The 26116-nt window shown below is 42.9% G+C and carries 23 protein-coding genes and 5 pseudogenes; 6 read left to right on the top strand and 22 right to left on the bottom strand.

Translation table 11 applies throughout. The features are described 5' to 3' along the window. Positions 1–22 precede the first annotated feature (22 nt). The 3 genes from G6R30_RS03460 to G6R30_RS03450 all read right to left on the bottom strand — a co-directional run bounded on the left by G6R30_RS03460 (position 23) and on the right by G6R30_RS03450 (position 2452). A complete protein-coding gene (locus tag G6R30_RS03460; RefSeq protein ID WP_213821484.1) occupies positions 23–328 on the bottom strand; it encodes a hypothetical protein in 306 nt (101 codons plus the stop codon). 384 nt (positions 329–712) lie between these two features. Further along, complete coding sequence (locus G6R30_RS03455) at positions 713–1963, bottom strand: lectin-like domain-containing protein (RefSeq protein ID WP_213821482.1); 1251 nt, start codon at positions 1961–1963, stop codon at positions 713–715. A gap of 333 nt (positions 1964–2296) precedes the next feature. After that, a complete protein-coding gene (locus G6R30_RS03450) occupies positions 2297–2452 on the bottom strand; it encodes a hypothetical protein (RefSeq protein ID WP_213821480.1) in 156 nt (51 codons plus the stop codon). 1043 nt (positions 2453–3495) lie between these two features. On the opposite strand from G6R30_RS03450, the gene G6R30_RS03445 reads away from it, so the two are divergent. Continuing rightward, on the top strand, positions 3496–4452 hold the full coding sequence (locus G6R30_RS03445; RefSeq protein WP_213821478.1) for a GMP reductase: 957 nt from the start codon (positions 3496–3498) through the stop codon (positions 4450–4452). Between the two features lie 76 nt (positions 4453–4528). On the opposite strand, the gene purB is transcribed toward G6R30_RS03445, so the two are convergent. Then, positions 4529–5824 carry an adenylosuccinate lyase gene (purB, locus tag G6R30_RS03440; RefSeq protein ID WP_213821475.1) on the bottom strand — a complete coding sequence of 432 codons (1296 nt, stop codon included), beginning with the start codon at positions 5822–5824 and terminating at the stop codon, positions 4529–4531. Between the two features lie 203 nt (positions 5825–6027). Here purB and G6R30_RS03435 point away from each other — a divergent pair, with 203 nt between their 5' ends. The 3 genes and pseudogenes from G6R30_RS03435 to G6R30_RS03425 all read left to right on the top strand — a co-directional run bounded on the left by G6R30_RS03435 (position 6028) and on the right by G6R30_RS03425 (position 9542). Then, positions 6028–7308, top strand: a complete 1281-nt coding sequence (locus G6R30_RS03435) for an adenylosuccinate synthase (protein ID WP_213821473.1) — start codon at positions 6028–6030, stop codon at positions 7306–7308. 303 nt (positions 7309–7611) lie between these two features. Further along, a pseudogene (locus tag G6R30_RS03430) lies at positions 7612–8867 on the top strand (nucleobase:cation symporter-2 family protein). An 87-nt stretch (positions 8868–8954) separates the two neighbouring features. Then, positions 8955–9542 carry a xanthine phosphoribosyltransferase gene (locus G6R30_RS03425; protein WP_213821471.1) on the top strand — a complete coding sequence of 196 codons (588 nt, stop codon included), beginning with the start codon at positions 8955–8957 and terminating at the stop codon, positions 9540–9542. 84 nt (positions 9543–9626) lie between these two features. Here the strand turns inward: G6R30_RS03425 and G6R30_RS03420 are convergent. From G6R30_RS03420 to G6R30_RS03390, 5 genes and pseudogenes are all read right to left on the bottom strand, one after another. Continuing rightward, positions 9627–10346: pseudogene (locus tag G6R30_RS03420) on the bottom strand (IS3 family transposase); the annotation flags it as partial. Between the two features lie 110 nt (positions 10347–10456). After that, positions 10457–10714 (bottom strand): transposase, encoded by a 258-nt coding sequence (locus G6R30_RS03415; RefSeq protein ID WP_213821469.1) that lies wholly within the window; start codon positions 10712–10714, stop codon positions 10457–10459. Between the two features lie 977 nt (positions 10715–11691). Next, a complete protein-coding gene (locus G6R30_RS03405; protein ID WP_213821465.1) occupies positions 11692–11925 on the bottom strand; it encodes a hypothetical protein in 234 nt (77 codons plus the stop codon). Positions 11926–12084: 159 nt separating this feature from the next. Further along, positions 12085–12850 (bottom strand): annotated as a pseudogene (locus G6R30_RS06265) (aldehyde dehydrogenase family protein); the annotation flags it as partial. Positions 12851–12991: 141 nt separating this feature from the next. After that, on the bottom strand, positions 12992–13555 hold the full coding sequence (locus G6R30_RS03390) for an NAD(P)H-dependent oxidoreductase (RefSeq protein WP_213821460.1): 564 nt from the start codon (positions 13553–13555) through the stop codon (positions 12992–12994). A 155-nt stretch (positions 13556–13710) separates the two neighbouring features. Here G6R30_RS03390 and G6R30_RS03385 point away from each other — a divergent pair, with 155 nt between their 5' ends. After that, a complete protein-coding gene (locus tag G6R30_RS03385; protein WP_213821458.1) occupies positions 13711–14157 on the top strand; it encodes a DUF2798 domain-containing protein in 447 nt (148 codons plus the stop codon). A gap of 54 nt (positions 14158–14211) precedes the next feature. Here G6R30_RS03385 and G6R30_RS06335 read toward each other — a convergent pair whose 3' ends face one another. From G6R30_RS06335 to G6R30_RS03365, 4 genes and pseudogenes are all read right to left on the bottom strand, one after another. Beyond that, positions 14212–14463, bottom strand: coding sequence for an IS3 family transposase (locus G6R30_RS06335; protein WP_213821455.1), 252 nt, complete (start codon positions 14461–14463; stop codon positions 14212–14214). Beyond that, positions 14403–14684, bottom strand: a pseudogene (locus tag G6R30_RS03375) (transposase); the annotation flags it as partial. The gene G6R30_RS06335 and the pseudogene G6R30_RS03375, both read right to left, overlap by 61 nt. 60 nt (positions 14685–14744) lie before the next feature. After that, positions 14745–14882 (bottom strand): annotated as a pseudogene (locus G6R30_RS06330) (IS3 family transposase); the annotation flags it as partial. Positions 14883–16095: 1213 nt separating this feature from the next. Next, positions 16096–17097 carry a YeiH family protein gene (locus tag G6R30_RS03365; protein WP_213821453.1) on the bottom strand — a complete coding sequence of 334 codons (1002 nt, stop codon included), beginning with the start codon at positions 17095–17097 and terminating at the stop codon, positions 16096–16098. 164 nt (positions 17098–17261) lie between these two features. Here G6R30_RS03365 and G6R30_RS03360 point away from each other — a divergent pair, with 164 nt between their 5' ends. After that, the gene (locus G6R30_RS03360; protein WP_213821451.1) at positions 17262–17960 is read left to right on the top strand and encodes a YjjG family noncanonical pyrimidine nucleotidase; all 699 of its coding nucleotides are present in this window, start codon (positions 17262–17264) and stop codon (positions 17958–17960) included. Between the two features lie 42 nt (positions 17961–18002). On the opposite strand, the gene G6R30_RS03355 is transcribed toward G6R30_RS03360, so the two are convergent. The 9 genes from G6R30_RS03355 to glyA all read right to left on the bottom strand — a co-directional run bounded on the left by G6R30_RS03355 (position 18003) and on the right by glyA (position 26112). Then, positions 18003–18656, bottom strand: a complete 654-nt coding sequence (locus G6R30_RS03355) for an NAD(P)H-binding protein (protein ID WP_213821449.1) — start codon at positions 18654–18656, stop codon at positions 18003–18005. 66 nt (positions 18657–18722) lie between these two features. After that, positions 18723–19379 (bottom strand): nitroreductase, encoded by a 657-nt coding sequence (locus tag G6R30_RS03350; protein WP_213821447.1) that lies wholly within the window; start codon positions 19377–19379, stop codon positions 18723–18725. A gap of 75 nt (positions 19380–19454) precedes the next feature. Next, the gene (locus G6R30_RS03345; RefSeq protein WP_213821445.1) at positions 19455–20180 is read right to left on the bottom strand and encodes a 2,3-bisphosphoglycerate-dependent phosphoglycerate mutase; all 726 of its coding nucleotides are present in this window, start codon (positions 20178–20180) and stop codon (positions 19455–19457) included. Positions 20181–20295: 115 nt separating this feature from the next. Continuing rightward, positions 20296–22116 (bottom strand): pyruvate oxidase, encoded by a 1821-nt coding sequence (spxB, locus tag G6R30_RS03340; RefSeq protein WP_213821443.1) that lies wholly within the window; start codon positions 22114–22116, stop codon positions 20296–20298. A 97-nt stretch (positions 22117–22213) separates the two neighbouring features. Then, positions 22214–22480 (bottom strand): hypothetical protein, encoded by a 267-nt coding sequence (locus tag G6R30_RS03335; protein ID WP_213821441.1) that lies wholly within the window; start codon positions 22478–22480, stop codon positions 22214–22216. Beyond that, the gene (locus G6R30_RS03330) at positions 22470–22865 is read right to left on the bottom strand and encodes a hypothetical protein (RefSeq protein WP_213821551.1); all 396 of its coding nucleotides are present in this window, start codon (positions 22863–22865) and stop codon (positions 22470–22472) included. Before G6R30_RS03330 ends, G6R30_RS03335 begins: the two co-directional genes overlap by 11 nt. After that, positions 22858–24195: a Y-family DNA polymerase gene (locus tag G6R30_RS03325; RefSeq protein WP_213821439.1), complete on the bottom strand. Its 1338-nt coding sequence runs from the start codon at positions 24193–24195 to the stop codon at positions 22858–22860. Before G6R30_RS03325 ends, G6R30_RS03330 begins: the two co-directional genes overlap by 8 nt. A gap of 97 nt (positions 24196–24292) precedes the next feature. Next, on the bottom strand, positions 24293–24856 hold the full coding sequence (locus tag G6R30_RS03320) for a 5-formyltetrahydrofolate cyclo-ligase (protein ID WP_213821438.1): 564 nt from the start codon (positions 24854–24856) through the stop codon (positions 24293–24295). A 23-nt stretch (positions 24857–24879) separates the two neighbouring features. Beyond that, positions 24880–26112, bottom strand: a complete 1233-nt coding sequence (glyA, locus tag G6R30_RS03315) for a serine hydroxymethyltransferase (RefSeq protein WP_213821437.1) — start codon at positions 26110–26112, stop codon at positions 24880–24882. Between the last annotated feature and the right edge of the window lie 4 nt (positions 26113–26116).

The following is a 26116-nucleotide window of genomic DNA, read 5'->3' as shown; positions in this document are numbered from 1 at the left end:
AAAGAAATAATTAATTTCTTATCTATAATTTGCTTCCTAACGTCCAGTCAACAACTCCTGAATAAGTAGCAGCCTTTACATGATTATTTGCTTTAATTAAAAGGCCTTCGTCTTGCTTAAACTCCCTTTTAAAAAGACTTTTTGTTTCAACATCGTTTTTATCGGAATTTGTTATTACTGACTGAGCATCTTTTCCTAGTAAAATATAATTATTTTTATTATTGAAATAAACCTCAAATGGTTGAGTCTCTTCATTTGGTGTATAAGAGCACATTAAATCAAAAGATGGATTTGCATATCTAGTGTCACTAATCAAAACATCCATCATTTTTGGATTAGTCCTTGACAAGTAATCCTTTTTTTCCGGTAAGTCTTTTAAATTATATGACCACGACAAGAAGACAATATTGGTGTAAGGCGATTATGGCGTTTATTAAAAGAGGCAAACTGTCAATCAGTGATGACCAAAAAATATCGTAAGCCAGTCACTGAAGTTCTTTACGCACAACGCCTGAACCTGGTTAAAGGACTTGATGACCAGTCTGGTGTTTGGTCGGCAGATGTCACTTATATTCGGGTTCGCTTAAAAATAGTATTAATTTGCATATACTTTTTGTGTTGGACATCTCCCTTGATTGAATATCAGCAACTGGCCAGATAGATATAATTATTCACTTCAATTTTTGGGGTACACGTCATTAGTTAATAAATATTATTTTTTTGTTTTAATCATTAATATTGTAGATAATCCTAAAAGTCCTAATGTAATTAGACTATTCATTAAGTTTTTAGCCCTTGAACGTGTTCCCGTTTCTGGCTGATCAATGTCCTTAACGACTTGATCATGTTCTTCTTGCAATGACTTGTTTTGATCATCTTTTTGTTCATCTAGGCGCTTGCCTGGTTGATGAGCTTGATTAATCTGTTCTTTACCATTGTTGAAAGCTTGGTTTACTTCATCCGCATCTTTTGCCTGTTCAATGGCCTTTTGTCCATCTTCCAGCGCCTTATCAGCATCAGCTTTTTGCTTCGCTTTTTCTTCCGATGTTAATGTTTCATCCTGATCAATGTCCTTAACGACTTGATCATGTTCTTCTTGCAATGACTTGTTTTGATCTTTCTTAATGTCTGTCAAGGATGGCGTATATTCAAAACTAGTGAATTCAAAAAGATGTTCGTTAGTCAAGTCCCCAGTCGATGCCGATATGAAGAAAGCTAAATCATTATTTTTTATATACTGTGAAGCGTCAAAAGTAACTGTTCCTCCGCTACCCGATACCGTCATTTTCTTAGTTTTACCATCATAAATAACGGTAAGATCCGACCACTGATTGTTAGCACCTTTTATTGATGAATGTGTTACACCTTCATCACCAGATTTGTTAATCACTTTTTTATTTGAATCAGTGTAAACTAACCCCATTGTATTATTAGGATATATATCTTTGTCATAGTACTCATTTGAGTCATTATTTCGGAAGGTGTCAAACTTCACTCCAAATGCATTCGACAATCCTCCCATACCAAAGGCATTTCCTTGTTTACCAATAGTTCCTGGCGTCTCATCAGCAAAGCCTACAGCTATCCCATCTCCTCCGGGATTATTGCCTCCGAAGCGAATTTTTCCCTTAAGCGTAAAACTTTGAGACATGTCAATTTTAGTTTTTAAAAAAATCGAACCTGCTTTGAACTTTGAATTCTGTGTCAGCCTCACTCCTTTCTCTTCTTGAGTGTCTTTGTAAAACTCAGCAGAACCCGCTAACTCAAAGTAATCTTTAAAATCCACAGCTGTGACGGTTTTGGATTCATTGGGTTGCTGAGAAACCACTTCTGCTGAAACCGAGCTGTTTGAGTTCGGTACTAGTGCAGTTGACATAGAAAACAATACTACAATTGATAGGCAAGCAGAAATCCAAATTTTCCCTTTTTTATAGAGCTTGAAATGTCCTTTTCGTTCTTCCATGAGTTTCCCTTCCCGTCTACAAAACTCGTTTATATCCATAAAACTTTATTTTAAATAAATTTTACCACACTTAATTTTAAATAAGTTATTTTTTTAGAAAGTCATGAAGAATTTTAAACATAGAAACTCCTTAACTTGTGTACAAGTCATAGTCAGAAAAGGGTCATCCGCTGACGGCATATCTGGTTCATCAAGGACAGACGGGTAATTTGTATTATCTTCTACTGGTTACTTTGGACGGTTTTCAGCTTGATGGACAAAGTTGATTAAGTTAGAAAGTCAAAGACTAGTAAATCAGTTTTATCCTGCACGGCTTTGGCTTATGGTGGCAGATCAGGCATTTGAGCAAAAGGGCTCCGATGCTGGAATCGCTATCACCAGTTTTTTGGTCAAGTCTGATAGAGCCACTTCCAGCACTTCGGTATCGAGTTGTTCCTTACCATAGCGGATTGGCGTAAACTCCTTTAACTGGTTAACATAAACTAGCACGTAACGGTCTGTTTTGTATTTCCGAATGCGGGCCAGTGCGTGTTGGATGTTTTAGCCATTGGTAGCGAAGACGCAATTTTTTGATTGGGTACGAGCAAATTTGTAATTAGTGGCACTTCCAAAAGGCTTGACGTGAAAACAGGAATGTTGACGGCTTCTTTCGTTACGTTTTGAAAGTTATCAAAGAAGCCACAGGCACCAATGATTGCTCGAACACCATTGGGTTCGAGTTTTTTTAGCAGCGGCGATGATTGTTTTGTTTAGTAATTTATTGCCCTGAAAAAGTAACTTTAGGTCGATGTCAATAAACTTCATAAAGAATGGGATAGTCAAAGACCTCAGCGTTAGCGATGTTGCGCAGTGTTTTCTCATAATCGATATTTGGTGCAAGAATGCCGATTGTGTAGCCGGCGAATGGATGGCGGTTATGATTTTGCTTGATAGTTATGTGTGTCCTCTTTCAGTTACTTTATCTATTTTTTGGAGTAATAAAAAGTCTCGTAGTCAGAAGACTACGGAACGAATAAATCGAGTTCCCCCCTGAATTCTGGCCAGTATCACTACTGGCTACTCGACAGATACGTCATTGAAGAGATACCATAACATGCTAACGGGTGATCCAGTGCTGGCTAACATTTTGTTCACCCGCACGAAGAACTTAAAGGACCATGTTCAAAAACAGTGGTTCCTATCGATGTTTGATTACTAAGAGTAATGGCTGATTTTTTAGAAGTTAAGAAAAGAACATTTTTTCAATCGCATCATTTAAACAATCAGATAAGCTCAGTTATTTTTTACAAATTCCCTCAATAAATTAAAACGAACGTTTTATACCTTTCGCATTTTATCATTTGTATATTTAGCTTGAAAATAGTTTTTTGAGAGAAAAAAATTGATTTTAATTAAATAAAACCGTATATTAATACATGTACATGGGGAAAGCAAAAAATAGGAAAAACGTATTTTTTTGCAATGTGATGTGTTGATTAATCGGAAAATAATCCCCTTTAAATGCTTTAACTCACTGTAGGAATGGAGAAATTATGAAGACATTTGATTATGATACAGTTCGACTTTTACCTAAAAAAAGCATTTTGAAAAGTCGACGTGATGCAGATACAAGCGTTCAACTCGGTCAACACACGTTTCGGATTCCGGTGATTCCCGCCAATATGGAAAGCGTCATTGATCAAAACTTAGCCGAGTGGTTATCCGCTCGCGGTTACTTTTATGTCATGCACCGGTTCAATCCAAACCAGCGATTTGACTTCGTTCAATCAATGCAACAAAAAGGATTAATTGCATCAATCAGCATTGGTATTACAGAGGACGAGTGCCAATTGATTGACTTATTTAAATCAAAGAATATCACACCGGAATACATCACGATTGATGTTGCCCATGGTCACTCCGATTACGTGTTTCAAATGGTTGCTTACATCAAGGAAAAGTTACCAAAAACATTCTTAATTGTTGGCAACATGGGAACGCCTGAAGCAATTGTGGAAGCGGAAGCAGCTGGAGCAGACGCCACAAAGATTGGCATTGGCCCGGGAAAGGCATGTATCACAAAGGATAAAACTGGCTTTGGAACCAATGGTTGGCAACTGGCCGCCCTTTCTCAGTGTGCACAGATTGCGACGAAGCCAATCATTGCAGACGGTGGGATTCGTCATCATGGCGACATTGCAAAGTCAATCCGTTTTGGGGCAACCATGGTGATGATTGGTTCTATGTTTGCCGGTCATGATGAAACACCTGGTGAAATTATCGAAAAAAACGGAAAATCCTACAAAGCTTACTACGGTTCTGCTTCAGCTCGTCAAAAGGGAAACGAGCACAACGTTGAAGGTCAAAGCCTCTTAGTTGAATATAAGGGCCCCCTCGAAAAAACTTTAAAAGTAATGGAAGAAGACCTCTCCTCTGCCATCTCATATGCGGGAGGGAAAAAACTAACTAGTCTGAAAACCGTTGATTACGTCATTTTAACAAATTACTAAACAAGAAAGCACCCGCTAAATGCGAGTGCTTTCTTGTCTTTTACAAAAACGTTATACGAATTCATCTTAAATTGCTCTACTCTATTTTAAGACGCTTAAAAACCTCATCAATTCGCCTGAGGTGGTAGTTATAATCAAAAGCATCTGCCAAGCTATCTGCGCTCAACCTTTGCTTAATTTCCGGTGACTCTTTAACTAATTTTTCGAATGAAATATTCTCGTCCCATCCCTTAGCAGTTAGAGGTTGAACCAAGTCATAGGCAGCTTCACGGCTCAATCCTGAGTCAATCAATTTCAACAGTACACGTTGGCTGTAGATTAACCCCCCTGTCTTATTTAAGTTTTCTTTCATCCGCTTTGGGTATACCTCAAGCTGGGTCAAAATCTTTGTAAAGCGGGTTAGAATGTAGTCAATCAACGTTGTCGCATCAGGAAAAACGATACGCTCGACAGATGAGTGTGAGATGTCCCGTTCATGCCAGAGAGTAATGTCTTCATAGGCTGGAACGAGGTAGCCGCGAAGCACGCGTGCCAAACCGGAGATGTTTTCACAGCCGATTGGGTTTCGCTTGTGAGGCATGGCGGATGAGCCCTTTTGCTTCTTGTCGAAGAATTCCTGAACCTCTCGAATTTCAGTTCGCTGCAACGATCGGATTTCAGTGGCAAAGCGTTCCAAAGAGGAGCCAATCAAGGCAATTGTTGCTAGGTAATCGGCGTGCAAATCCCGAGGCAACACCTGACTGGTAATTGCTTGGTTTTTTAGACCTAGCATAGCACAGACTGATTCTTCGATGACCGGTGGAATGTTTGCAAAAGTCCCCACTGCACCTGAGATTTGTCCAACCTCTACTGCAGAAGAAGCGCGTTCGAAACGGTCAATCTGTCGGGTAACCTCATCATACCAACGCGCTAATTTAAAGCCCCAGGAAGTCGGTTCGGCGTGAACCCCGTGCGTACGACCAATCATTACCGTATCTTTATATTGAACAGCCTGCGCTTTTAACAGCGCATGAAGTTTCTTTAAATCTTCTAAAATAATTTGGTTGGCCTGTTTTAAACGTAGTCCGTTTGCCGTATCGACGACATCCGTACTCGTGACACCGTAATGAATCCATTTCTTTTCGTCTCCAAGTGATTCCGAAACGGCCTGAGTAAAGGCAACAACGTCATGGTGCGTTTGCTTTTCAATTTCTTTGATTCTATCCAAATCAAAAGAAGCGTTTTCTTTTATCGCCCTTAAATCTTCAGATGGTATGAGTCCATGTTCGGCCCAGGCCTGGTCAATGGCAATTTCAACTTCTAGCCATGTTTTGTACTGGTTTTCCATCGACCATAATTGTGCCATGGCCGGACGTGCATAACGATCTAGCATCATATTCCCCCAATTTCTCGAATAACTAAATTTTATCACAAAAAATAGTTTATTGTTCGTTTTTATAACATATAAATTAATATTATTTTGAATTATAATTAAGTGAAGCGAACAAAATTCGTATAATTACCTTGTTATTTATTTTAATGTTCGTTATAATAATTCTGTTAAATCAAATGAATGAAGAAAGCAAGGAGTGAATCATGCCAGGAACTGTTATCGTTGGAAGTCAATGGGGAGATGAGGGAAAGGGCAAAATCACGGATTTTCTTAGCCAAAAAGCCGATTTCGTTGTCCGCTATTCTGGTGGCGACAACGCCGGGCACACCCTTGTACTCGGGAATGAAAAGATTCACTTACAATTAATTCCGTCGGGAATCTTACTAAAGAATGTCCAAAACGTCATTGGCAACGGGGTGGTTTTGAATCCTGAAACGCTGTTTAACGAAATCGATTACCTAGCTAAATACGGTGTCAATACCAAAAACCTGGTGATATCAGACCGGGCACAGGTCATTATGCCTTACCACCGCTTGCTTGACAGATTGCAAGAGGGAAAAAAAAGTCATAAGCTCGGAACGACTCAAAAAGGAATTGGCCCAGCTTACATGGATAAGGTGGAGCGAATTGGTATTCGTGTTTGTGATTTAATCGATCCAGAACTTCTAAAAACACGTTTGGAAACAACTTTGGTGGCAAAAAACGAAATCTTAACGAAGTTGTATGGACAGGAGCCACTTGATTTTGATGAGATTTATGAGACTTATAAGTCCTACGGTGAGCGGGTGAAGCCCATGGTAACGGACACATCCTACTTGGTTAATAAAGCACTAGATGATAACAAAAAAGTCCTTTTTGAAGGTGCTCAAGGATCTATGCTGGACATTGATCAGGGAACATACCCCTTTGTCACCTCATCTAACCCTATTGCTGGTGGTGCAACCGTTGGAGCTGGAGTTGGACCGACCCGCGTTAACGAAGTTGTCGGGGTTTCCAAGGCCTACACCTCCCGTGTTGGCGAAGGCCCATTTCCGACCGAACTTCATAATGAAACGGCGAACACTATTCGAGAAGTAGCTCACGAATACGGTGTCGTGACCAAGCGCCCCCGCCGAATTGGCTGGTTGGATACCGTCGTTCTTCGCCATGCCGTTCGGATCTCTGGAATGACACAACTTTCCTTGAACTGTTTAGACGTTTTGACTGGTTTTAAAACCGTTAAAATCGCGGTTGCATATAAATTAGACGATAAAATCATTGACCACTACCCGGCCAATAACCGTGAGCTCGCCCGCTGTCTGCCAATATACGAAGAACTTCCTGGCTGGAAAGAAGACATCACGGGGGTTACAAGTATTCAGGACTTACCAATTAACGCTCAGAAGTACTTAAATCGGATATCTGAAATCGTCGGTCTTCCCATCCACACCTTTGCTGTTGGTCCTGAACGAGAGGCAACACATGTCCTAACTAAAATTTGGTAAGAAAAAAAGATCCCATATTTTTTTATAACCAACCAGACTCGCACAAATTTTAACGTTTATAATTTTAAAAAATGAAGTAAAAACATTTGTTTTCATATCACAACACATTCACCTTTTTGGAGTTATATACGGCTTTTAATGCTAACCGAGTTTTTACCGTCAGGAAAAAAGGACAACTATCACCAAGGGCTTTAAAGCGCGATCGAGATTTTTGGAGCGCTTTTTTGTATCTTCCGATAGAGGACTCCGTGTGCCATTTTTAAAATCGAGTATAACAGGACTTTATCATCTCAAGGAGATGCCATGGAAAACCCAACAAAACCACTTCCTAAATTACATGCTCTACTGCTTGGATTACAGCACGTGCTGGCAATGTATGCTGGCTCCGGCTTAGTTCCTTTACTAATTGGAGCCTCCCTGCACTTCTCCGCCAATCAGTTGGATTACTTGAATTCCGTTGATATTTTCTGTACAGGCTTGACTAGCTTATTTCAACTAAAACAAATGCCGATTACAGTCATCGCCTTACCAGTCGTCCTCGGTTCTTCTATCCATGCCGTTTCTCCATTAATCAACATCGGCTCCACACTTGGATATGGGGCCATGTACGGTGCGACGATTGTTGGCGGTCTATTCGTCGTTTTAATTGCTCATAGTTTTTCCCGCTTGCGTGACTTTTTTCCACTTGTCGTCACTGGTTCATTGATTCCCGTGACTGGGTTAAGCCTAACACCCATCGCTCTCCAAAATTTGGGTGGTGGTACAGCAACTGCTAAAAGCTTCGGTTCTTGGCAAAATTTACTGATGGTTTTCTCACCATCATGGTTACCTTAATCTTGATGAAGTATACCAAAAAGGGCTTTTTAAAGGCCATTGCGATTCCACTTGGAATTGTTTTTGGCACCATCTTTTCAGCACTTTTAGGTGCCGTTTCACTTAAACCGTTGATGATGCCGCTTGGTTCCACTTACCCCAACCTTTCTTTCTAGGCATGCCCACTTTTTTTGGTCCGCTTCCTTAACAATGATAGTGATCGTCCTAACCACAATGGTTGAAGCAACCGGCGTCTACTTTGCCCTTCCTGATCTCGCTGGTCAAAAGCTGGACCAAAAGGACCTCGCTCGGGGCTATCGAGCAGAGGGTCTGGCTGCCATCCTTTCAGGTATCTTTACCTACTCAACCTTTTCTCAAAACGTGGCCGTCGTTCGTTTGTCAGGTGTGAGAACGAAACAGCCAATTACTGCGCGGCCAGTCTTCTACTCATCCTGTGCCTGTTACCAAAATTTGGCGCGCTGGCGACCATCATTCCAAGTGCTGTTCTTGGAGGTGCAATGATGGTCATATTCTCCACCATTGCAATTCAGGGGGTTCAGATTCTCGGAAAAGTCAATTTGACCCAAGAAGGTATTTTACTGACTGCTAGTCTTTCAATTGGTGTTGGACTTGAGATTGGCTCTGTACCGACTTTTCTCAACCAATTTCCTGAAGCCCTCAAGCTAATTCTGACAAACGGTGTTGTTGTGACAAAGCTTATTGCCGTTTTACTAAACCTTTTTTGAATGGTTGCCCAGATAACAATAGAAAAGCAAAACAAAGCATCAATAATGATAAAATAAAAAAATCATGAACTAGTTAAAGGAGTGGTTATGAAAGAACTAGAAAAAAGAATTCAAGCCGATGGTCGTGTGCTTGGGAAAAATATTTTAAAAGTTGATTCCTTTTTAAACCATCAAATCGATCCCCAGTTGATGCAGGATATGGGAAAGGAATTCGCTCGTTTCTTTGCTGATGAGGGAGTTACAAAAATTTTAACGATCGAGGCTTCTGGTATCGCACCTGCAGTCATGGCGGGACTGGCTCTGGACGTCCCTGTTGTCTTTGGCCGTAAAAGTAAATCACAAATTTTAACGGATGACGCCTTGACGGCTGATGTATACTCTTATACCAAGCAGACGACGAACCAGATTCGTGTCGATAAGCGCTTTCTAACGGCTGACGACCGCGTACTTCTAATCGATGACTTTTTGGCAAACGGCCAGGCTCTGCTTGGATTAAAGGCAATTGCTGATCAAGCGAACGCCAGCATTGTCGGCTCCGGCATCGTGATTGAAAAAGCCTTTCAACAGGGTCGGCAAAACGCCCTTGACGCTGGGCTTACTAACGTTCACTCACTGGCCCGCATTGCGGCCTTTGAAGATGGGCAGGTTCTCTTTGTAAACGAAGAGACCGAGTAAACAGATTGCCAAGTGAATAGCAAATGAAAAAAAGCAGACCGTGTGATAGCGATCTGCTCGTATTTCAATAAGTTAGACACTTTTTTACATCGCCAATCTTGATTCGTATGTGTGAATGCATTCATGATTATATCGGTGAATATACCGCGAAATTTGGGTCATTAGCTCAAATTTACTCTTAAATCGATTTGAATAAATCAATTCTCTTCTTAAAATTGAATGAAAGGCTTCGATTCTCGTATTGTCATAGGGGTGCCCTTTCTTCGAGCAGGAGTGGCGAATGCAATTTTTTTCCAGTACATTTTCAAAGACACTACTCGTGTACTCGCTCCCCATATTACTGTGCAGATAAGCCAGTGTTGGATGCTGGCCTAATGCCTCTAACAAAATGTCGGAGACAAAACGTCCATCTCTGATTGAGCTCAGTTTATGAGCTAGTACTTTTCGATTTTCTGGATCATAGACTGTTCCCAAATATATATACTGACCACTCGGAGCTCGGATATAAGTGACATCTGCCGACCAAACACCAGACTGGTCATCAAGTCCTTTAACCAGGTTCAGGCGTTGTGCGTAAAGAACTTCAGTGACTGGCTTACGATATTTTTTGGTCATCACTGATTGACAGTTTGCCTCTTTTAATAAACGCCATAATCGCCTTACACCGACATCAATTTTTTGTCGGTGTAGGGCGATTTTTATTCGTTGATAGCCATAGACACGATCACTGGATAACCAAATTTCTTTGGCCCTTGCTTGAATCCACTGATTCTCTTGTTCTCGTTTACTTGGAACGTGGTTTACCCAATTATAAAAAAATTACTCCGTGCAATCTTTAAGACACGAAGTACAGTCGCGTCACACGATGACCAGCAGTGGTATTAGCTTGAATATTGGCAATGCGGTATCACGATTTAATTTTTTGCCAGTAATACCGCCGCTCGTTTTAAAAGATCATTTTTCTCTCGGGGATGATCCTTTTTCTTTTTAATATCATTGTTTGTGTAGATGGTATTACCAATCATTTGTTTTTGAGCACCGTGTGCCCATTTCAAAACAGTGGTTGAGGCCATACCAAATTCTTTTTCGAAGGACTTAGAAGAACGTCCTTCGTGATAAAAAGCAATCATTGAATCCTTGAATTCCTTTGAGTAACGGGGTCGTTTTGTCATATGCTAAAATCCTTTTCTTTATTAAGTGATAATACAGTGGACGGGTGCATAAAATCTGTCTACTTTATTAGTATACGAGCACAGCATTGCTCGTGTTGTTCGATGGGTTAATTTTCGTGGATTAAGATGAACGACTGCCGCAATACTATCCACTAAAGGCAGCATATTCTGAAACTGTTACTTTCAATGGTTTTATCTTTGGTACATGGATACGAGACAATCTGGGCTTCATAGAGTTTTTGATAGGTAGCCAATACTTCCTTTGCCTTAAACCCTTCTTTTACCAAAATGGCTGACAAGGAAGAAAGATCAAGTAGCTTGGGAGGCGAGGTCGTGTTCTTTTTCTTATCGGGCATCCTCTTGAACGGCTGAATGTTCCTTGAATTGCTCAGTTTTCAATAAATTTTCAGTCAATTTGATAGTAAACTGGCACATTTTAGGCTTTCGAATCGACTTTACGAGCATAGTGTAATTGCCCTCTTCGTTTGAAAACGTTACTCCAAGTATGTCACCTTCACGTTATGCTTGATGCTTTCTCCGAACTGCTGGTAAATCTTAAGCAACATGGCCGTCTTTAAACGTTCTTGACGCAAAACAATGGGATAGCCTTCATTTTTTTGTCAAAGTAGTGGCGGTCCTGGTTAGCTGCATTGACGCGAACTCCCATTTATTTCTGGTTAATCCCTTCTGATAAGCGCTATGTGTGGCCTTGCTCGTAATCGGTTTGAAATTAGTCAAAGCCTTAATCAAACTTTTGGTGCTTTCATATGTAAAAGTCGAACGGAAAACAGGGCCTGTCCAGCTAATCGCATCAATTACTTCCCAGGCGAGTAGCTCCCGCTTGCCTGATGAATCGGTATCCGTTGCAATGATAATCCCATCGACATGAGCTGCTTGCGCCCTAACCTGATTAATAATCTCTTTTTGTACTTTCCGAACGTTTGCTACACGAATTGTAGGACTTTAATGTATGTTTGTTACCAGAACAAATCGTCTAGACTCCACGGAAGATACTTTAACTTCCAATATTCATACTTCGCCTTCAAATAAGCTGGGGTCTGCTGATTGGGTTCTTTTAAAGTCATCCAAAGCCAACGGAGGTTCGTTAATTCAAAGTCATAATCGGCCAATAGTCCTTTTTTCCCACCCAGTGCCTTAGCGAAGTCTTTTCGGACACTTGGCTTTTTCGTCATAATTAAATAGTGCGGCATGCTTCCTCCATTAATGATACGGTAACGACAGCATTGTTTCGATTTTTTATTATATAAAAAAAGCGGCACTGATGGACGGTACCGCTTTAATTGTCATGGGTAAAAGGACATGGCAATTTTATTTATAAATTCTTCTCGAGCCAAGACGACATGTTGTTTTTATATTCGAATTTGTCCGTCCCCAAACACTTCGTATTTAATGGTTGTTAAGGAAGACAGTACCCATTGAGCCACGAGCATGTAGTTTCTGCGTTGATATTCCGATGTCAGAACCAAAACCAAATTCAAAGCCATCGATGAAACGAGTGGAAACATTTTGATAGACAACTGCGGCGTCGACATCCTGAACGACTTTGACAGCGCGAATTAAATCATTGTGTTCTTCTACCTAATCCGCTTCCACCGCTGGTTGCCCCCGTTGTCAATCGCTTGGGCTGTTGTATCGCGACTAACATCAACGCGGGCCTCTATCAGGGCTGTCATTAACTTTGGTAAAAAGTTCGAAGCGATCGTTTCGTGAACAGCACTTTTTCGGCATCATTGCAGACGGCTGGTTGTGAAGTTTTGGCATTTGAGATAGCGCGAATGGCTTCTTCATGATCGGCCGAATCATAAACAAAGAGATGTGTGTTGCCCGCACCCGGTTCAATGACAAGAACATGGGCATTTTCAACGGCAAAGTCAATAAACGTCTTAGAACCGCTCGGAATTAATATGTCCAGGTATTCTCTTAAGCGCAATAATTCGTTTATACTTTCGTGTGAGGTGTCTTCAATTAGTTACAAGGTATTTGGGGGTTCATGCCTTCTTTGAACAGCGCTTCGCGCAAGACGGTGGCAAAAGCCTGGTTGGTCTGAGTGGCTTTCTTGCCACCACGTAAAATGACCGCGTTCCCAGATTTAATGGTCAAAGCGGCGGCAACGACGCGCTGCCACTTTGCCATTCTCTTTTTCCTCAATTTTTTTTATTATAGCAAGATTTATTGACCTGTCACCCTTTTTATTCAGCACTTTTCATTAAAAATAAAAAACCACGGGAGTTTTTAAAACTCTCATGGTTTTGCTTATTAAACTTCCTTTGCACAAGCCTTAATAAAGGCTTGGCGTTTGGCTAAGGTATCTTTTTTGGTCGTCATGTTTCCCAAAATCAAAACCTTTTTGACTTTGATACCTGAAAAGCCAAGTACCAGTGTTTTCATCCGATAAATAGCAGCACTAAAGGCAGATTTTGTGTACCAGGCCGGGGCACGACTCGTAACAAAGAGCTTAGCGAACTTCCCCTTCAGCAACTGGTCAATCTTGGTTGCTGACTGGTAATGGTAGGCAAAACCCGGCGTGAAAGTCAGATCGAAAAAACCCTTCAAAATAGCCGGTTCCGCTGCCCACCAAATGGGATAGAAAATAGCCAATTGATCCGCTTCTTGAATCATTTTCTGGTAGCGTTTTGGCATCGTTTCATCCGCCATGCGTTGGCGATAGCCATAAGCTAAGATGGGGTCAAAGTCGTCTTTTGCCAAGTCAATCATCGTGACTTGAAGACCAGCCGCCAGCGCCTGTTTTCGGTAATTTTCCGCATTGGCGTGCGTAAAGGATTCAGCATCGGGATGCCCCTGAATAATTAATAAGTTCATATTGCTCTCCTTTGTTTTGTAACAAGTGGCTCCAAAGTTATCTTAACATAAAAAAACTGGGGACGACTTTTTTATCTAAGAAAAATGAAATAATTTGTAACTTACAAGAAAAAAATGATTGTGGTAGGTTAAAAGAGCATGAAAAGGAGAAAAAAATGCCACGTAATTTAAAAGAAGAATTATTTTTTATGTTGATCATGGCCGGCCTAATGGTTTTCGGTATGTCGGTTTATAACGTTTATCTGGCCGACGGCTACAGTAGCCAGTTCTGGAATGAAATCATCATTGGCTATCCTATTGCTTTGATTGTTGCGATGATCGCTGATGGCTTTATCGTCGGACCAATTGCCAAGGGGCTTGCCTTCAAGGTCATCGTGCCACGTTTTAAGGATACTGAGGGCCTAAAGATTCCAATCACCATCTCCCTGCTAATGATTACTGGAATGGTCACGTTAATGTCAGTCTTTGGCCTTGTCATTAATGGAAAGGCCCTTAGCCATTACTCAAGTGCCTGGTTGTTAAACCTCGTTCTTGCCCTTCCCTTACAACTCTTAATTGTCGCACCCATTGCTCGCTTCGCCCTGTCTAAGGTGCAAAATTAAGTCATAAAAATACCGCCCGCTATTAATTGATATGAACCCCAAAATTAGGACATGTTATTGAGCTTGCTTGAGGACGAACGACCGATGTTCCATCCGCGTTCGTCCTTTTAGTTTGTCCTTGATTCGTTTTGTGTTGTAGTAATCGATATAGTTACTAATTGCTCGATGTAGCTCTGAAATGTTTTGAAAGTTGCGTTGAAATCCATAAAACATTTCACACTTCAGTGTTCCGAAAAAGCTTTCAATTAGTCCGTTGACTTGCCTTTCCGTGACATCGATTGCTTCATGCCGTGATCGGACAACCACTTTTGAAAGAGTCCGTGTTGATACTGCCAGCCTTGATCAGTATGAAAAGTCAAATGCTTAGTGTCTGGGTGAGTTAACACCGCCTTCTTCATCATGACCATGGTGTGCTCGAGATTGGGATGTTGTGAGACAGAATAGGCAATAATTTCCGGTGTACAACCATCTAAAAGGGGTAAAAGATAAGTCTTTTCACCACGTAAATTGAACTCAGTAACATTGGCACGCCACTTCTGCTAAGGTTTTAAAGCATGAAAGTTGGCTTTGATTTTACCAATTGGTCCTTAATAAGAACTGTAACGGTTTTTCTTACGATTGTAGCCCATGATGGTCATTAGTCGTTTAACCTTTTTATAATTAACGATACTTCCTTCACGCTTTAACTGGGAAGTAATTCGCCGATAGCCGTAACGGGAATGGTGTTCTTCAAAGTAAGAGACGAATTCGTTCTATTAATCCTTTATTCTTGTCATCTTTATCGACTTTTTTCAAGGTATAGTAACAATCACTTCGAGACAGATGAGGTCAATCTGTACTAGAGTTAATGACGTCTAGAATAAATGTAAAGGAGATCTTTCATTCGCGCCTTAGCTGGGTAACGGCTTGGGTTACTTCTTCCGCTTGTCCTGCTTTTTAGCCACTAAGGCATATAATGTTTTTGTGTATTCGTTGAGATTGTGCAGCCGTAAGTTTTTCTATTGTAAGGCTTTTTTTGTCCTTTTTGAACTGCTTGATTTCTTCTAGCTGTTTTTCGCGTGCGTTACCATCGGGTTTACGTCCTTTTTTCTTAGTAACGATAGTATAACCGTTTTTGCGGTAAGAACGAACCCAATTTTGGAGCAATCATAACTAGGAAGGGCTTTTTTAGAGAAATGGAACGAATCGAATCATGTTCTTTTAGAACTTCTAGAATCACTTTTTCTTTGAAAATGGCTGAATAATATTGATATTGAACAGTTTAGAGATTTAATCCATAACGTTCGATAAAAGTAATTTTATAATCTAACGAACTGTGATGCACTCCGTAACTTTTAGCAATATGTTTCACATCTAAATGTTCGTTCTTCCACAAATGATAGATATCACTTATATCCTGCTTAGGTAGTTTAGTCATCATAAAAACCCCAAAATTTGGTTTGTCCAAATTTTGGGGCTTTTATCATATAATTCCCCAGCAATTTTTTTATTTGTTAGGCGTAACGGCAGTTCCTCAAAAAAAGAGTGAGTGAACAGCCAAGTAAACGGACGCGTTCAGCCGCAATGTTGGCTGGCGCAAATCCAAAATAAGATAAGAGAAAAGTCAACAAGAAGACGAGAAAGATACCAACTAAAATTCCAAGTAAGGCTTTAAGTATTGAATCAACAGTTTTTCTTAAATACATTCGATCGGAAACGTTTCTTGTTCTTGATTACTTGTTATATTTAGATTAGCACTGGCAGCTGGCAAAGCTAATTAAAGAGACAAAACTTTTCTTTCTGTTGAACTGTTATATATTACGGAAATATAACAGTTCAACAGAAAATAGCTAGCAAAAAAACCGCTAATTCTGCTATCAGCGCGTTAACGGTTCTTTTGAATGATTGAACACAATATGTCAATTGTAATGGGTATGTCTGGCATTGAACAATTCCGTATCAAAGAAAGAGCTTAATCAAGACGATGGCTAGGATAACTTGAATCAAGCCAACCAAGAAACCAAAGGAAAGGAACTTCACACCGGATTTTTTAATCACTGACCACTTGAGGTTTAAGCCAATCGCTGCTAAGTTGACCACTCCGAAGAAAGAGGCAATCTGGTGGGCAATGTCGTGAAAAACGGACGGCAACGTTGTCAACGAATTGATAACGAGTAAGAGGACAAAGGCAATGAGATACCAAGGCAATAAGGTGATCTTCGCCTGATGCTCTTCTTCGACTACTTCCTTTGTGGAAGCCTTCTTAGCAATCGTGACAAAGGAAAAGACCACCACAACCAAGAGCATCACCCGGAGTAACTTGAACAAGGTTGCAAAAGTCACCACTGTCGGATTAATCAAGGCAGCCGTTCCAACCACCTGTCCAACTGATTGAACCGTGCCACCAACCAGCGCACCGCTCAATAGATTGTGTGAACCAAAGATGAGATGGCTCAAGGCTGGCAAAGTCAAAAGCAGTAACATACCCGTCAAAGAAACCGTGGCAACGGCCGTCCGACGATCATCATCCTTTGCCTGAATGGCTGGCGCTACTGCCGCGATGGCTGAAGAACCACAGACCGCGTTTCCAGCCCCCATCAGCATGCTTTCCTTCAAGGAGACGTGAAAGACATAACGACCTAGTAAAAAGACGGTTGCGATGACCAGAATCATGTTACAGATAATGAATAGGACGCCTTGGAATCCTAACTCGGCGATTGTTTGAAAAGTCAGTGTCGCCCCCAAGACCGCAATGCCGATTTCAATTGGGTACTTCTCCGACCACTTCACGCCGGCAGCATAATGCTCATTTGTGAAAACGAGATTACCAAGCAAAATCCCAAGCAGCATCGCAATGCCTTCAGCACCTAACTGAGGCAAAAACTTTGCTAAAAATTGGGAAAGAACGGACAGAAGAAGGACCAATACGATTCCTTTTACTTGTGCTTTTTTTATTGTCATTTTGTTTATCCAAACCTTGTGTCGATTTTTGTAGTACCTTTCTATTAAACACCTCTAAGCGCTGCATTTCAAGTATTTTATCAAAAGAAACGATTGGTCTTCTTTTGTTCATTTAACGGTCCTGCTATAATGAAAACATTCGTTTAAAAATTTGGAGGATTCAAATGACTGTCAAGACGCTAATTTTTGACTTAGATGACACCCTGCTCGACTTTCGCGGTGGTGAAATTGCCGATATTTCGTATTTGTTCACAAAACACGCCGGTCTGACAGGAGCAAAACTTGATCAGGCATTAAAAACCTACCAAGAAATTAACCAAACACTCTGGCATCAGTATGAAATGAAAGCCATTGACCGGTCGAAAATTTTTGAGGAACGCTTTCCTAAAACCTTAGCGGCGCTTCAACTAAGTGACAAAGTCGATGCCAGCCAGCTAGAAGAAGAGTACGCTGATCGACGCGACCACAATTACCGTGTCTTAGCTGGTGCAAAAGAGTTGCTCCAGAGTCTTGCCGGACGCTATACCATTCTTGCCGGAACCAATGGACAGGAAGAAACACAGTTGCGTCGACTCAAAGAAACGGGCCTCATGTCCTACTTTGATCAGGTCTTTTCCTCGCAAGGCTTAGGAGTCGCCAAGCCAGACGCCAATTTTTTTGAAAAAATTCTAGCTGCCCGTCAAGACGTTATTCGAGACGAAACGTGGATGATTGGGGATGGGCTTAACTCTGACATTCTAGGTGGTCAAAACGCCCACATCAAAACAATTTGGGTAAATCTGCTAAACCGCCCGTTGCCAAGTGACCGCCACCCCTATCGAGTGGTTCATTCACTTGATGAACTGCAGCACTTACTACAGTAAAAAAGAAGGACCGACTGGTCCTTCTTTTTTTATGAAAGCATTTTATTTAAATTGTTCATCAATTGGTTGATCACCTGCCGTGAATTCAACTATTCGATTTTCCTTATTTTGACTGTGTAAGCTGGCCACCACGGCAGCGGCAACATCAGCTCGGCTGACAGAACCACGTTCTTGTCCGGCTTCCAGTTGCTTGATCCGTCCGGACTTTGCTTCGTCCGTCAGGGTCGTTGGTCGCAAAATGGTGTAATGAAGCGACGACTGCTGCAAAAGTCGATCCGCGTAATGCTTCATCATGAAGTAGGTATAAATACCTGACTTCTTCCAAACGAGGCGATCATCAGCACCCGCTGCTGAGACCATGACGAAGTGGCTGACTTTGGCTTTTTCAGAAGCTTCCATTGCTTTAACAGCGCCATCCAAATCGACTTCGGTTGTACGTTCAGCGCCGCCTTTACCACCAGCACCAGCCGTGAAGACGACTTGTTCGATGGCGTAGTCCTCAAGAATCTTTGCCATTTCATCAGACGACATCGTCAAATCAAAGAGCACCGGATTCAGTCGATCGCTTGTCGGCAAATCCTCAAACTGGTTGGGATCACGAAAACCGGCATAAACTGTATCACCGGCAGCGACCAAATCAGATACGACGAACTGACCGACTTTGCCGTGGGCACCAATCACTAATACTTTTGCCATAATGAAACACTTCCTTTCGTTTGCTCTACTTGTATTTTAACAAAATACACCGTGATTTTGAAGAAGCTAATCCTTAATGGTCAACATATCCTCTTTTTTCATGCGCTTCGAGCGAATCTGATTCAAGGGTTCCTTGTCGTCGAAATAACCGAGTCCAATGCCTAAGATTGGCACCCGGTCAATTGGAAGTTCCAGGGCTTCTCCTAGCTGTTCTGGATACTGAACGTATTGATAAGCAGGAATGGACCCAATGCCCTTATTGGTGGCCGCCAGCATCAATGTCTGAGCAAAGATACCGAGGTCGACCAAGGACCAATTGGACGAATCCTTCGGAAGCGTGAGGTAGACGACTGCTTGGGCCTGATAAAGCTGGTTACCCGTTTGTCCAAGTTTTTCAGAACCCTGATCACCAAGGGCGTCTGTGACTGACTGGAACCACTCTTTCATGTTACTTTGAGCGGGTTCTGGCCATTCGTGGATGGGACGATATGGGATGATTGGCTGACTTTTGACCTTGTCATCAGCGTTTAGCTCCGCGTGTTTGATACGCATCTGTTCGAGCCGATCCCCAATGGCGACCACTGCGCCAACCTCTTGTGCATTTACCCAAGAAGGGCTACTCTGAGCTGATTCAATCAAATCAAAGAGCGTCATCTCGTCGATTTTTTTATCCGAAAACTGGCGAACTGAGTGACGGCTTTTAAGAACTTTATCAAAATCCATGCTGTCTCCTTTCATCTTTCGCCCCCATTCTGAACTTCTTCCCCTTTTTTTTCAAACAAAAAAGACTAGTTTTACCTAGTCTTTTGCATCGGCTGTCAGTACCGTTTTCTGTTTCATTGTTAAATCGTTTGAAAAGTCATAGAGAATCGGCTGCCCATTGGGAATCTCAACCTTCGTCACCTCTTCAGGCGTTAATCCTTCAATCAACTTTGTTAACGCTCGAATCGACGTCCCGTGGGCGACCACCAAGACATCGTGTCCCCTGCGTAGTTCAGATAAGAGCTTTTCTTCATAAAATGGCTGAACACGCTGCTCCGTTGTGTGGATGTTTTCAGACTTTGGCAAGTCAGCAAAGGGTAAGTTTTGGTATCGCGCGTCAAAAGCCGGATAGCGACGGCCGTCAATTGTAACGGTCGGTTCAATGGCCGCTACTTCCGGTGGTAGTACACGATAGGAGCGTCGCCAAGTCTGCACCTGATCAGCCCCGTACTTCGCCCGCATGGCTTCCTTGTTTTCACCCTGTAAAATGCCATAATGGCGCTCATTCAAGCGCCAAGTCTTCTCCTGGGGCACATAGGTCTGGCCAAGCGTTTCCAACACACGGTTAATGGTCATGATCGTTCGGGTCAAGACGGATGAATAAGCCCGGTGAAAAGTCAGCCCCTGGTCCTGAAGCAATTGACCAGCAAGGATGGCCTGTTGTTTTCCTGTATCTGAAAGCTTGGTATCAATCCAACCGTTAAAACGGTTTTTTTTGTTCCATTCACTTTGTCCATGTCGAATTAACACGAGGGTTGGCATCAGTCTTAACTCCTTTTTTATTTGTGATTGATTATACGCTTTCTGCTTATCAATCGGCAAGAAATACGTAAAAAAAGGACGCATTTCGCGCCCTTTTTATCTGTTCACTTACTATTTAAAGCTTAACTCCATAGCTTTCGAAGAATTCTGGTAAAGTCTTTAGATCTTCGCCACCGTAAGAGTTAAGAAAGTCGCGAACGTTCTTTGGCTGTGGTAACTCGAGGTTAGCATTATAGTTAGGGTTGATTCCTTCAACAAAGTGATCCCCCTCTTGGTGCAACTGCAGTTCTTCCACTGGCAACGTCCGTTCGTCTGATATCTTCACATCAATCAAGAATGGTCGTCCAGCCTTTGTGACTTCAACTGCTCGATCAAAGGCAGCCGCTAAGTCTGCGGGATCCCGAACTTCAACCGCTTCAACGCCCATGCCATCAGCAATTTTAGCAAAGTTTTGATCGGCCAAATGAATACCGGAATGATACATGGCCACATCGTCTTGTTCAGATTTGATGAAGTTCAACGTGGTGTTTGACGTAATCACATTAATGATTGGCAAGTGATACTTCTTTTCAGTAATCAAATCCTGCATCACCATTGAGAAGGCACCATCGCCCGCGACTTGAATGGCTTGCCGGTCTGGATACGAGAGTTTTGCCGCCAAGGCACCTGGTAAACCTGTTCCCATCGAAGCAAAGAGTGCCGAAATAACCATCTTTTGCTTCTTTGAAACGTGCATATGACGGAAGGCATTAATAATGTTATCCCCGACATCAATTGAGAAAATGGCATCTTGTTCAGCAATTCGATTAATCTGCTTATAAATCGCAGCTGGCTTGATTGGCGCCGTTTGATCGTCTTCTTGACGCTTCATATAGTCTTGCCAATTCTTATTGTCAGCAATGGCCGCTTGCATAAAGGCTCGTTCGGGAACGGGCGTGGCTTTTGCCAAAGCGGCTTCGACAAAGGCCGTTGCGTCAGACCAGATACCAAGATCCAAGTTGTGGTGACGACCGAGTTCCACTCGGTTATTATCAACTTGGACAAACTTAAATTGATGCGTTTGATAAATCAAATCAGCAAATGGGAAATCCGCACCAATTGTGATTAACAAATCCGTACTTGCCATTATTTCGTCGGCTGCTTTATGTGCCGCACGGTTTGACATCCCAAGGTTGCCCTCGTAGGATTCATCAATATAACCCTTTGCCAATCCCGTCATAACAATCGGAATCTGAAGCTTCTTAGATAAGGCAATGATGGCGTCGCCACCATCTTGAATACCACGGCCAACATGGAAAACGGGCCGTTTAGCTTTTTTAACCATGTCTAAGAATTCATCAATCTCTGCTGCATTTGGCTGAACTTTGGGCGTCTTCTTTTCATCACTTGGGCCATGTGAACCATAAGGTAAATCAGGAATTTGTTCGTAGCCTAAGTCGTTTGGAATAATGACAACCGCAACGCCACGGTGTTGATAGGCTTCACGAATGGCCTGATCCACCACGTGTGGCAAGCTCTTCGCCGTCATGACTGTACGGCAATAGACCGAAACGTCCTCAAAAATTGGATCTTCATTAAACTCCTGGAAAAAGTGTGAGTTCATCACACCGGTGCCAGTCTGACCAACAAGGGCCAAAACGGGTGCGTGGTCTTCCCGTGCATCATAAAGACCAGTCAACAGGTTGGTAGCTCCAGGACCAGCTGAACCGAAAGCAACCCCGAGTTTTCCTGTCAACTTGGCATCAGCCGAGGCAGCCATGGCCCCAACCTGTTCATGTCGAATCTGGACGTACTTCAATCGGTCTTTTTCATCGGCTAAAGCAGCCATTGTTGAGTTAAAGGAACCGCCTGGATAACCGTAAAGGTGGTCGACACCCCAGTTTTCCAATACTTTTAACATTGCGACGCTTGCTGCAACAGTTTTTTCTTCTGACATAAGACATCTCCTGTTTTCTCTGTTTAGACTCAGTATAGTCTTTTGTTTCAAGAATGTTAATGTCTTTTCAAAAAGATGTCAAAGGCCCGTGGAAGAATTAACTATTTACCCGAACTGGCACAGATGGCAAGCGTTTGGTGAGTTCTTGTTGTAGTGTGTGAACCTGTTCAAAAGTCGCATGTGGCAGGCTCTTGATTTGCCGAGAAGTGGTGGCATGGCCAATTCGTCCCCACTCAAAGAAAATGTTTAACTGATCGGAAAAGAGCTGATAAACGAGGTGTACTTCATAAATGGTGTTCCTTTCCTTTTTAAACAGCGGCTGAATGAGCTTAACTAAGTCATTGATTTCTTGATTACTTACCATGATGAACCTCTGCAAAGCGCACCGTTTCCCAATCAACGGGTAGGTCATCGAAATAAAAGCCATCCAAATAAAAGCCGCTCACCCGGCCAATTTGGATCATTGGAATGCGGTTATCTTGGTCAACTTGTGCTTCCTGTAAAGAAAGAGGTTTATTACGCTCGAAAGCCAATCGCACCTGTTCTTGGATTTGCTCCATGGACAAAGCTTCCTGCCAAGTCGCCGTTTCGGCCCCCTGCTCAAATTGCGCCTTTTGCTTCAGCTTCGCCGTGTGGTCAGATAGAAAAAAGCCGTTCCACTTCACCTTTCCTCGCTCGCGATAATCTTGTTTAAAATACTGCGCAACGGTCTGAACCAGATCGTCACCGGTTAAAAAATTCTTATTCATAAGCATTTCCTCCATTGTGTCCACCGACTAGTCCAGCACGTTCAATGGCTCTTGCACCGTGTTCTAAGGAAAGACTGCGAACAACAGCCGCTGATCCAAAGCGCTGCCGTAATTGATCGACAACCTGATCAACGGGATCTTGTTTTTCTTCTGATTCTTCTGCTGGCGCGTCAAAAAGAGACAAGGGCTGCATCCGTTCACTTCCCAGATCAGCCATCGTCACACCAATATGACGGACTGGACGCCCGTCCCAGTAGCGGGTAAATAGCTGTTCCAAAACGTCCATCATCGTTTTCGTCTTATTCGTCGGCTCAATTCGAATCGTCTGGTGCAAACCGGTTGAACGATCATGGCGTTCATCAAAGTCGATTTTTTGTTCGGCATAGCCAAGGTAAAGGCTCACTAAACTGGCCTGAACCCCATGTGCCCGTAATCGGGACGCCACTTGATCCGCCATTTCTAAAATGACCACCCGAATCGCCTCACGATTCCGGTAATTATAGGGCAGCACCTGTGAATTCCCATAGGATTTGTTTTTGACTCGAACCTTCTCTGCTAAATCCGACCGGTCGATTCCCCAAGACAAGGCGTAAAGCTGTTCCCCCATTAATCCCAACTTTTTCTTTAACACATAGGGATTGTAGTGGGCTAAATCACCAAGCGAATTGATGCCCCAAGCGTTCAACTTCTTCGCTGTCTTCCGGCCAATTGACCAAACAGAGGAAAAATCGGTCACGGACCACAGCTTTTCTGGCACATCTTCGTAATGCCATTCTGCTAACAAATGAGCGTCTTTTTTGCCAGCTAAGTCCAGGGCAAGCTTCGCCAACGCTGGGCTGTCCCCAATACCTACTGAAAGATAAATGCCCGTCTCTTTTAACACTTGCTTTTGAATCATCCGGGCAAGTTCTTTCGGCGAGTCAGCAAACAATCGCCAAAAGGCCGTCACGTCCAAAATTGATTCATCAATCGAATATGGCAGTAAGTGATCCGCATCCACATAGCGCTGATAAATGGCGTTAATTTCCAGGTTCTTTTGAATGTAACGGTTCATCCTTGGTTCCGCCTTTACCAGACCGGGTGTGTCCGGGACGTCCTTTTGTCGGGTCACGTTGGAGATACCCAAGCGTTTTTTAGCCATCGGCGAAGAAGCCAGCACAAGACCGCCCTTCAGGTTTTCTTGGTGCGACATCACGACTAACATCGCTTTTAGCGGATTCAGCCCACGCTCCACACACTCAACACTGGCATAGAAACTCTTTGAATCAATCAAAAAAATAACCCGTCGCTCTTCGTTTTCATAGATTTTTTGAAAGTCCTGCTTGGCCATCGACTGCTTCCTCCCCTCACGGTTATTGCTTTATTAATTATACGAACATCTGTTCGTGTTTTCAAGAAAAAAAACAGATGAACGAATTCATCTGTCTTTACTTAATCGTCATGATTTTTTTGACGGGTTGATCAAAGTCATCGATCACCCAGTCCGAGCGCTGCTGCTTTGATAAGGCCAGCCCGATAGTCATCCCATCAAACCTAGCCAACAATCGATCATAGTAGCCAGCCCCAAAGCCAAGTCGCTGGCCCGTCGTCACATCGAATGCTAATGCTGGAACCAACATGAGCTCGATGTCCCTTAAGGGAACCGCCTCCCCGTTCTTTGGTTCAACAATGCCAAAGGCGTTTGGCGCTTGCCAAGCCGTTTGCTGATCAACTTGGATAAAGGTCAGCTGTCGATTTGCCTGCATCGTGGCGACAGCCACGACTTTTCCATCATGAAGGGCTTGAGCAATCAGTGGTTTGGTCGATAACTCCAAAGGCATCGCCATTGTCAATGCGACAACATGGGCAGTGCGCCATGCCTCACTATCAAATAGCTGTCGATACAGCTGCTCTTCTTCCAATCGCTTAGCTTCTGGCTCGTTTCTAGCAAAGGCCAATAAGCGTTCTTTTTGTTCAAGACGACATGCTTTTTTTGAAATTCGAACCGTCATTTTCGCACACTTTGTAAGTGAACTTACGGCATTGGATGAATCATTGCAAGTTTTTCAGCATCACGCTTAATTCGCTTTAAGATTTGTTCATCCTTTGGGTTTTCAAGTGCGCCCACAATTAAACGGGCCACTTGGCGACTCGCTGCTTCATCAAAGCCACGGGTTGTGATCGCTGGCGTCCCGATCCGAATACCAGATGTCACGAATGGCGACCGTTGCTCGTTTGGCAAGGCTTCCTTATTGGTTGTAATGGAAACAGAATCCAGTAACTCCTGGGCTTCTTTACCAGTTAAGCCAGTTTTCGTTAGATCCAAGTTAAAGAGATGGTTATCAGTCCCTCCAGCAACCACACGAATCGTTGGCGCTTCGTTAAAGACCGATACCATGGCTTTGGCATTGGCAATAATCTGCTCCGCATAGTCCTTGAAACTTGGCTGCAAAGCTTCACCAAAGGCAACGGCCTTGGCGGCGATGACATGTTCCAAAGGGCCACCCTGCGAACCAGGGAAAATGGCTGAGTTAATTTGCTTGGCATACTGATCTTGTGACAAGATGACACCGCCACGAGGGCCACGCAAGGTTTTGTGCGTCGTTGAGGTCACCACGTCCGCAATCCCCACGGGGTTTTGATGCAGACCAGCCGCAACCAATCCCGCAATATGCGCCATGTCGACCATCAAAAAGGCGCCCACTTCATCGGCAATCGCGCGGAACTTCTTAAAGTCAATGCTGCGCGAATAGGCTGAAGCCCCCGCCACAATCATTTGAGGCTGAACGGCTTTGGCCTTTTCGAGGATGGCATCGTAATCCAATTGTTCTGTTTCAGGGTCCAAACCGTAAGTTTCGGAATGGTAGACTTTTCCAGAAAATGAGACCTTGGCGCCGTGGGTCAAGTGGCCGCCGGCATCCAAATCCATTCCTAAAATCGTATCCCCTGGCTTCAAGAAGGCCATGTAGGCCGCGGCGTTAGCCTGTGAACCGGAATGTGGCTGCACATTGGCATATTCTGCCCCAAAAAGCGCCTTCAAGCGATCAATGGCCGCCTGTTCGATCACGTCAACGTATTCCGTTCCGCCGTAGTAACGCTTGTAAGGGTAGCCCTCCGCGTACTTATTCGTTAAAACCGAACCCTGCGCAGCACGCACGGCCGGCGAAGCGAAGTTCTCAGAAGCAATTAATTCAATCGTCCGATTTTGTCGGGCGGCTTCTTGTTCAATACCTGAAAAGACCAAAGGGTCTTGCTGCATAAAAGTCATCTGC

This window comes from Fructobacillus parabroussonetiae, from assembly GCF_018437265.1.
GTDB lineage: Bacteria > Bacillota > Bacilli > Lactobacillales > Lactobacillaceae > Fructobacillus > Fructobacillus parabroussonetiae.
Note: the sequence above shows the minus strand (reverse complement) of the source record. Positions and strands in the feature narration are given on the sequence as shown.

Excerpts from the sequence above, each read along its gene's own strand:
- G6R30_RS03460 (WP_213821484.1), bottom strand. The coding sequence starts at position 328 with ATGATGGATGTTTTGATTAGTGACACTAGATATGCAAATCCATCTTTT.
- G6R30_RS03455 (WP_213821482.1), bottom strand. The coding sequence starts at position 1,963 with ATGGAAGAACGAAAAGGACATTTCAAGCTCTATAAAAAAGGGAAAATT.
- G6R30_RS03445 (WP_213821478.1), top strand. The coding sequence starts at position 3,496 with ATGAAGACATTTGATTATGATACAGTTCGACTTTTACCTAAAAAAAGC.
- purB (WP_213821475.1), bottom strand. The coding sequence starts at position 5,824 with ATGCTAGATCGTTATGCACGTCCGGCCATGGCACAATTATGGTCGATG.
- G6R30_RS03435 (WP_213821473.1), top strand. The coding sequence starts at position 6,028 with ATGCCAGGAACTGTTATCGTTGGAAGTCAATGGGGAGATGAGGGAAAG.
- G6R30_RS03425 (WP_213821471.1), top strand. The coding sequence starts at position 8,955 with ATGAAAGAACTAGAAAAAAGAATTCAAGCCGATGGTCGTGTGCTTGGG.
- G6R30_RS03415 (WP_213821469.1), bottom strand. The coding sequence starts at position 10,714 with ATGACAAAACGACCCCGTTACTCAAAGGAATTCAAGGATTCAATGATT.
- G6R30_RS03405 (WP_213821465.1), bottom strand. The coding sequence starts at position 11,925 with ATGCCGCACTATTTAATTATGACGAAAAAGCCAAGTGTCCGAAAAGAC.
- G6R30_RS03390 (WP_213821460.1), bottom strand. The coding sequence starts at position 13,555 with ATGAACTTATTAATTATTCAGGGGCATCCCGATGCTGAATCCTTTACG.
- G6R30_RS03385 (WP_213821458.1), top strand. The coding sequence starts at position 13,711 with ATGCCACGTAATTTAAAAGAAGAATTATTTTTTATGTTGATCATGGCC.
- G6R30_RS03365 (WP_213821453.1), bottom strand. The coding sequence starts at position 17,097 with ATGACAATAAAAAAAGCACAAGTAAAAGGAATCGTATTGGTCCTTCTT.
- G6R30_RS03360 (WP_213821451.1), top strand. The coding sequence starts at position 17,262 with ATGACTGTCAAGACGCTAATTTTTGACTTAGATGACACCCTGCTCGAC.
- G6R30_RS03355 (WP_213821449.1), bottom strand. The coding sequence starts at position 18,656 with ATGGCAAAAGTATTAGTGATTGGTGCCCACGGCAAAGTCGGTCAGTTC.
- G6R30_RS03350 (WP_213821447.1), bottom strand. The coding sequence starts at position 19,379 with ATGGATTTTGATAAAGTTCTTAAAAGCCGTCACTCAGTTCGCCAGTTT.
- G6R30_RS03345 (WP_213821445.1), bottom strand. The coding sequence starts at position 20,180 with ATGCCAACCCTCGTGTTAATTCGACATGGACAAAGTGAATGGAACAAA.
- spxB (WP_213821443.1), bottom strand. The coding sequence starts at position 22,116 with ATGTCAGAAGAAAAAACTGTTGCAGCAAGCGTCGCAATGTTAAAAGTA.
- G6R30_RS03335 (WP_213821441.1), bottom strand. The coding sequence starts at position 22,480 with ATGGTAAGTAATCAAGAAATCAATGACTTAGTTAAGCTCATTCAGCCG.
- G6R30_RS03330 (WP_213821551.1), bottom strand. The coding sequence starts at position 22,865 with ATGAATAAGAATTTTTTAACCGGTGACGATCTGGTTCAGACCGTTGCG.
- G6R30_RS03325 (WP_213821439.1), bottom strand. The coding sequence starts at position 24,195 with ATGGCCAAGCAGGACTTTCAAAAAATCTATGAAAACGAAGAGCGACGG.
- G6R30_RS03320 (WP_213821438.1), bottom strand. The coding sequence starts at position 24,856 with ATGACGGTTCGAATTTCAAAAAAAGCATGTCGTCTTGAACAAAAAGAA.
- glyA (WP_213821437.1), bottom strand. The coding sequence starts at position 26,112 with ATGACTTTTATGCAGCAAGACCCTTTGGTCTTTTCAGGTATTGAACAA.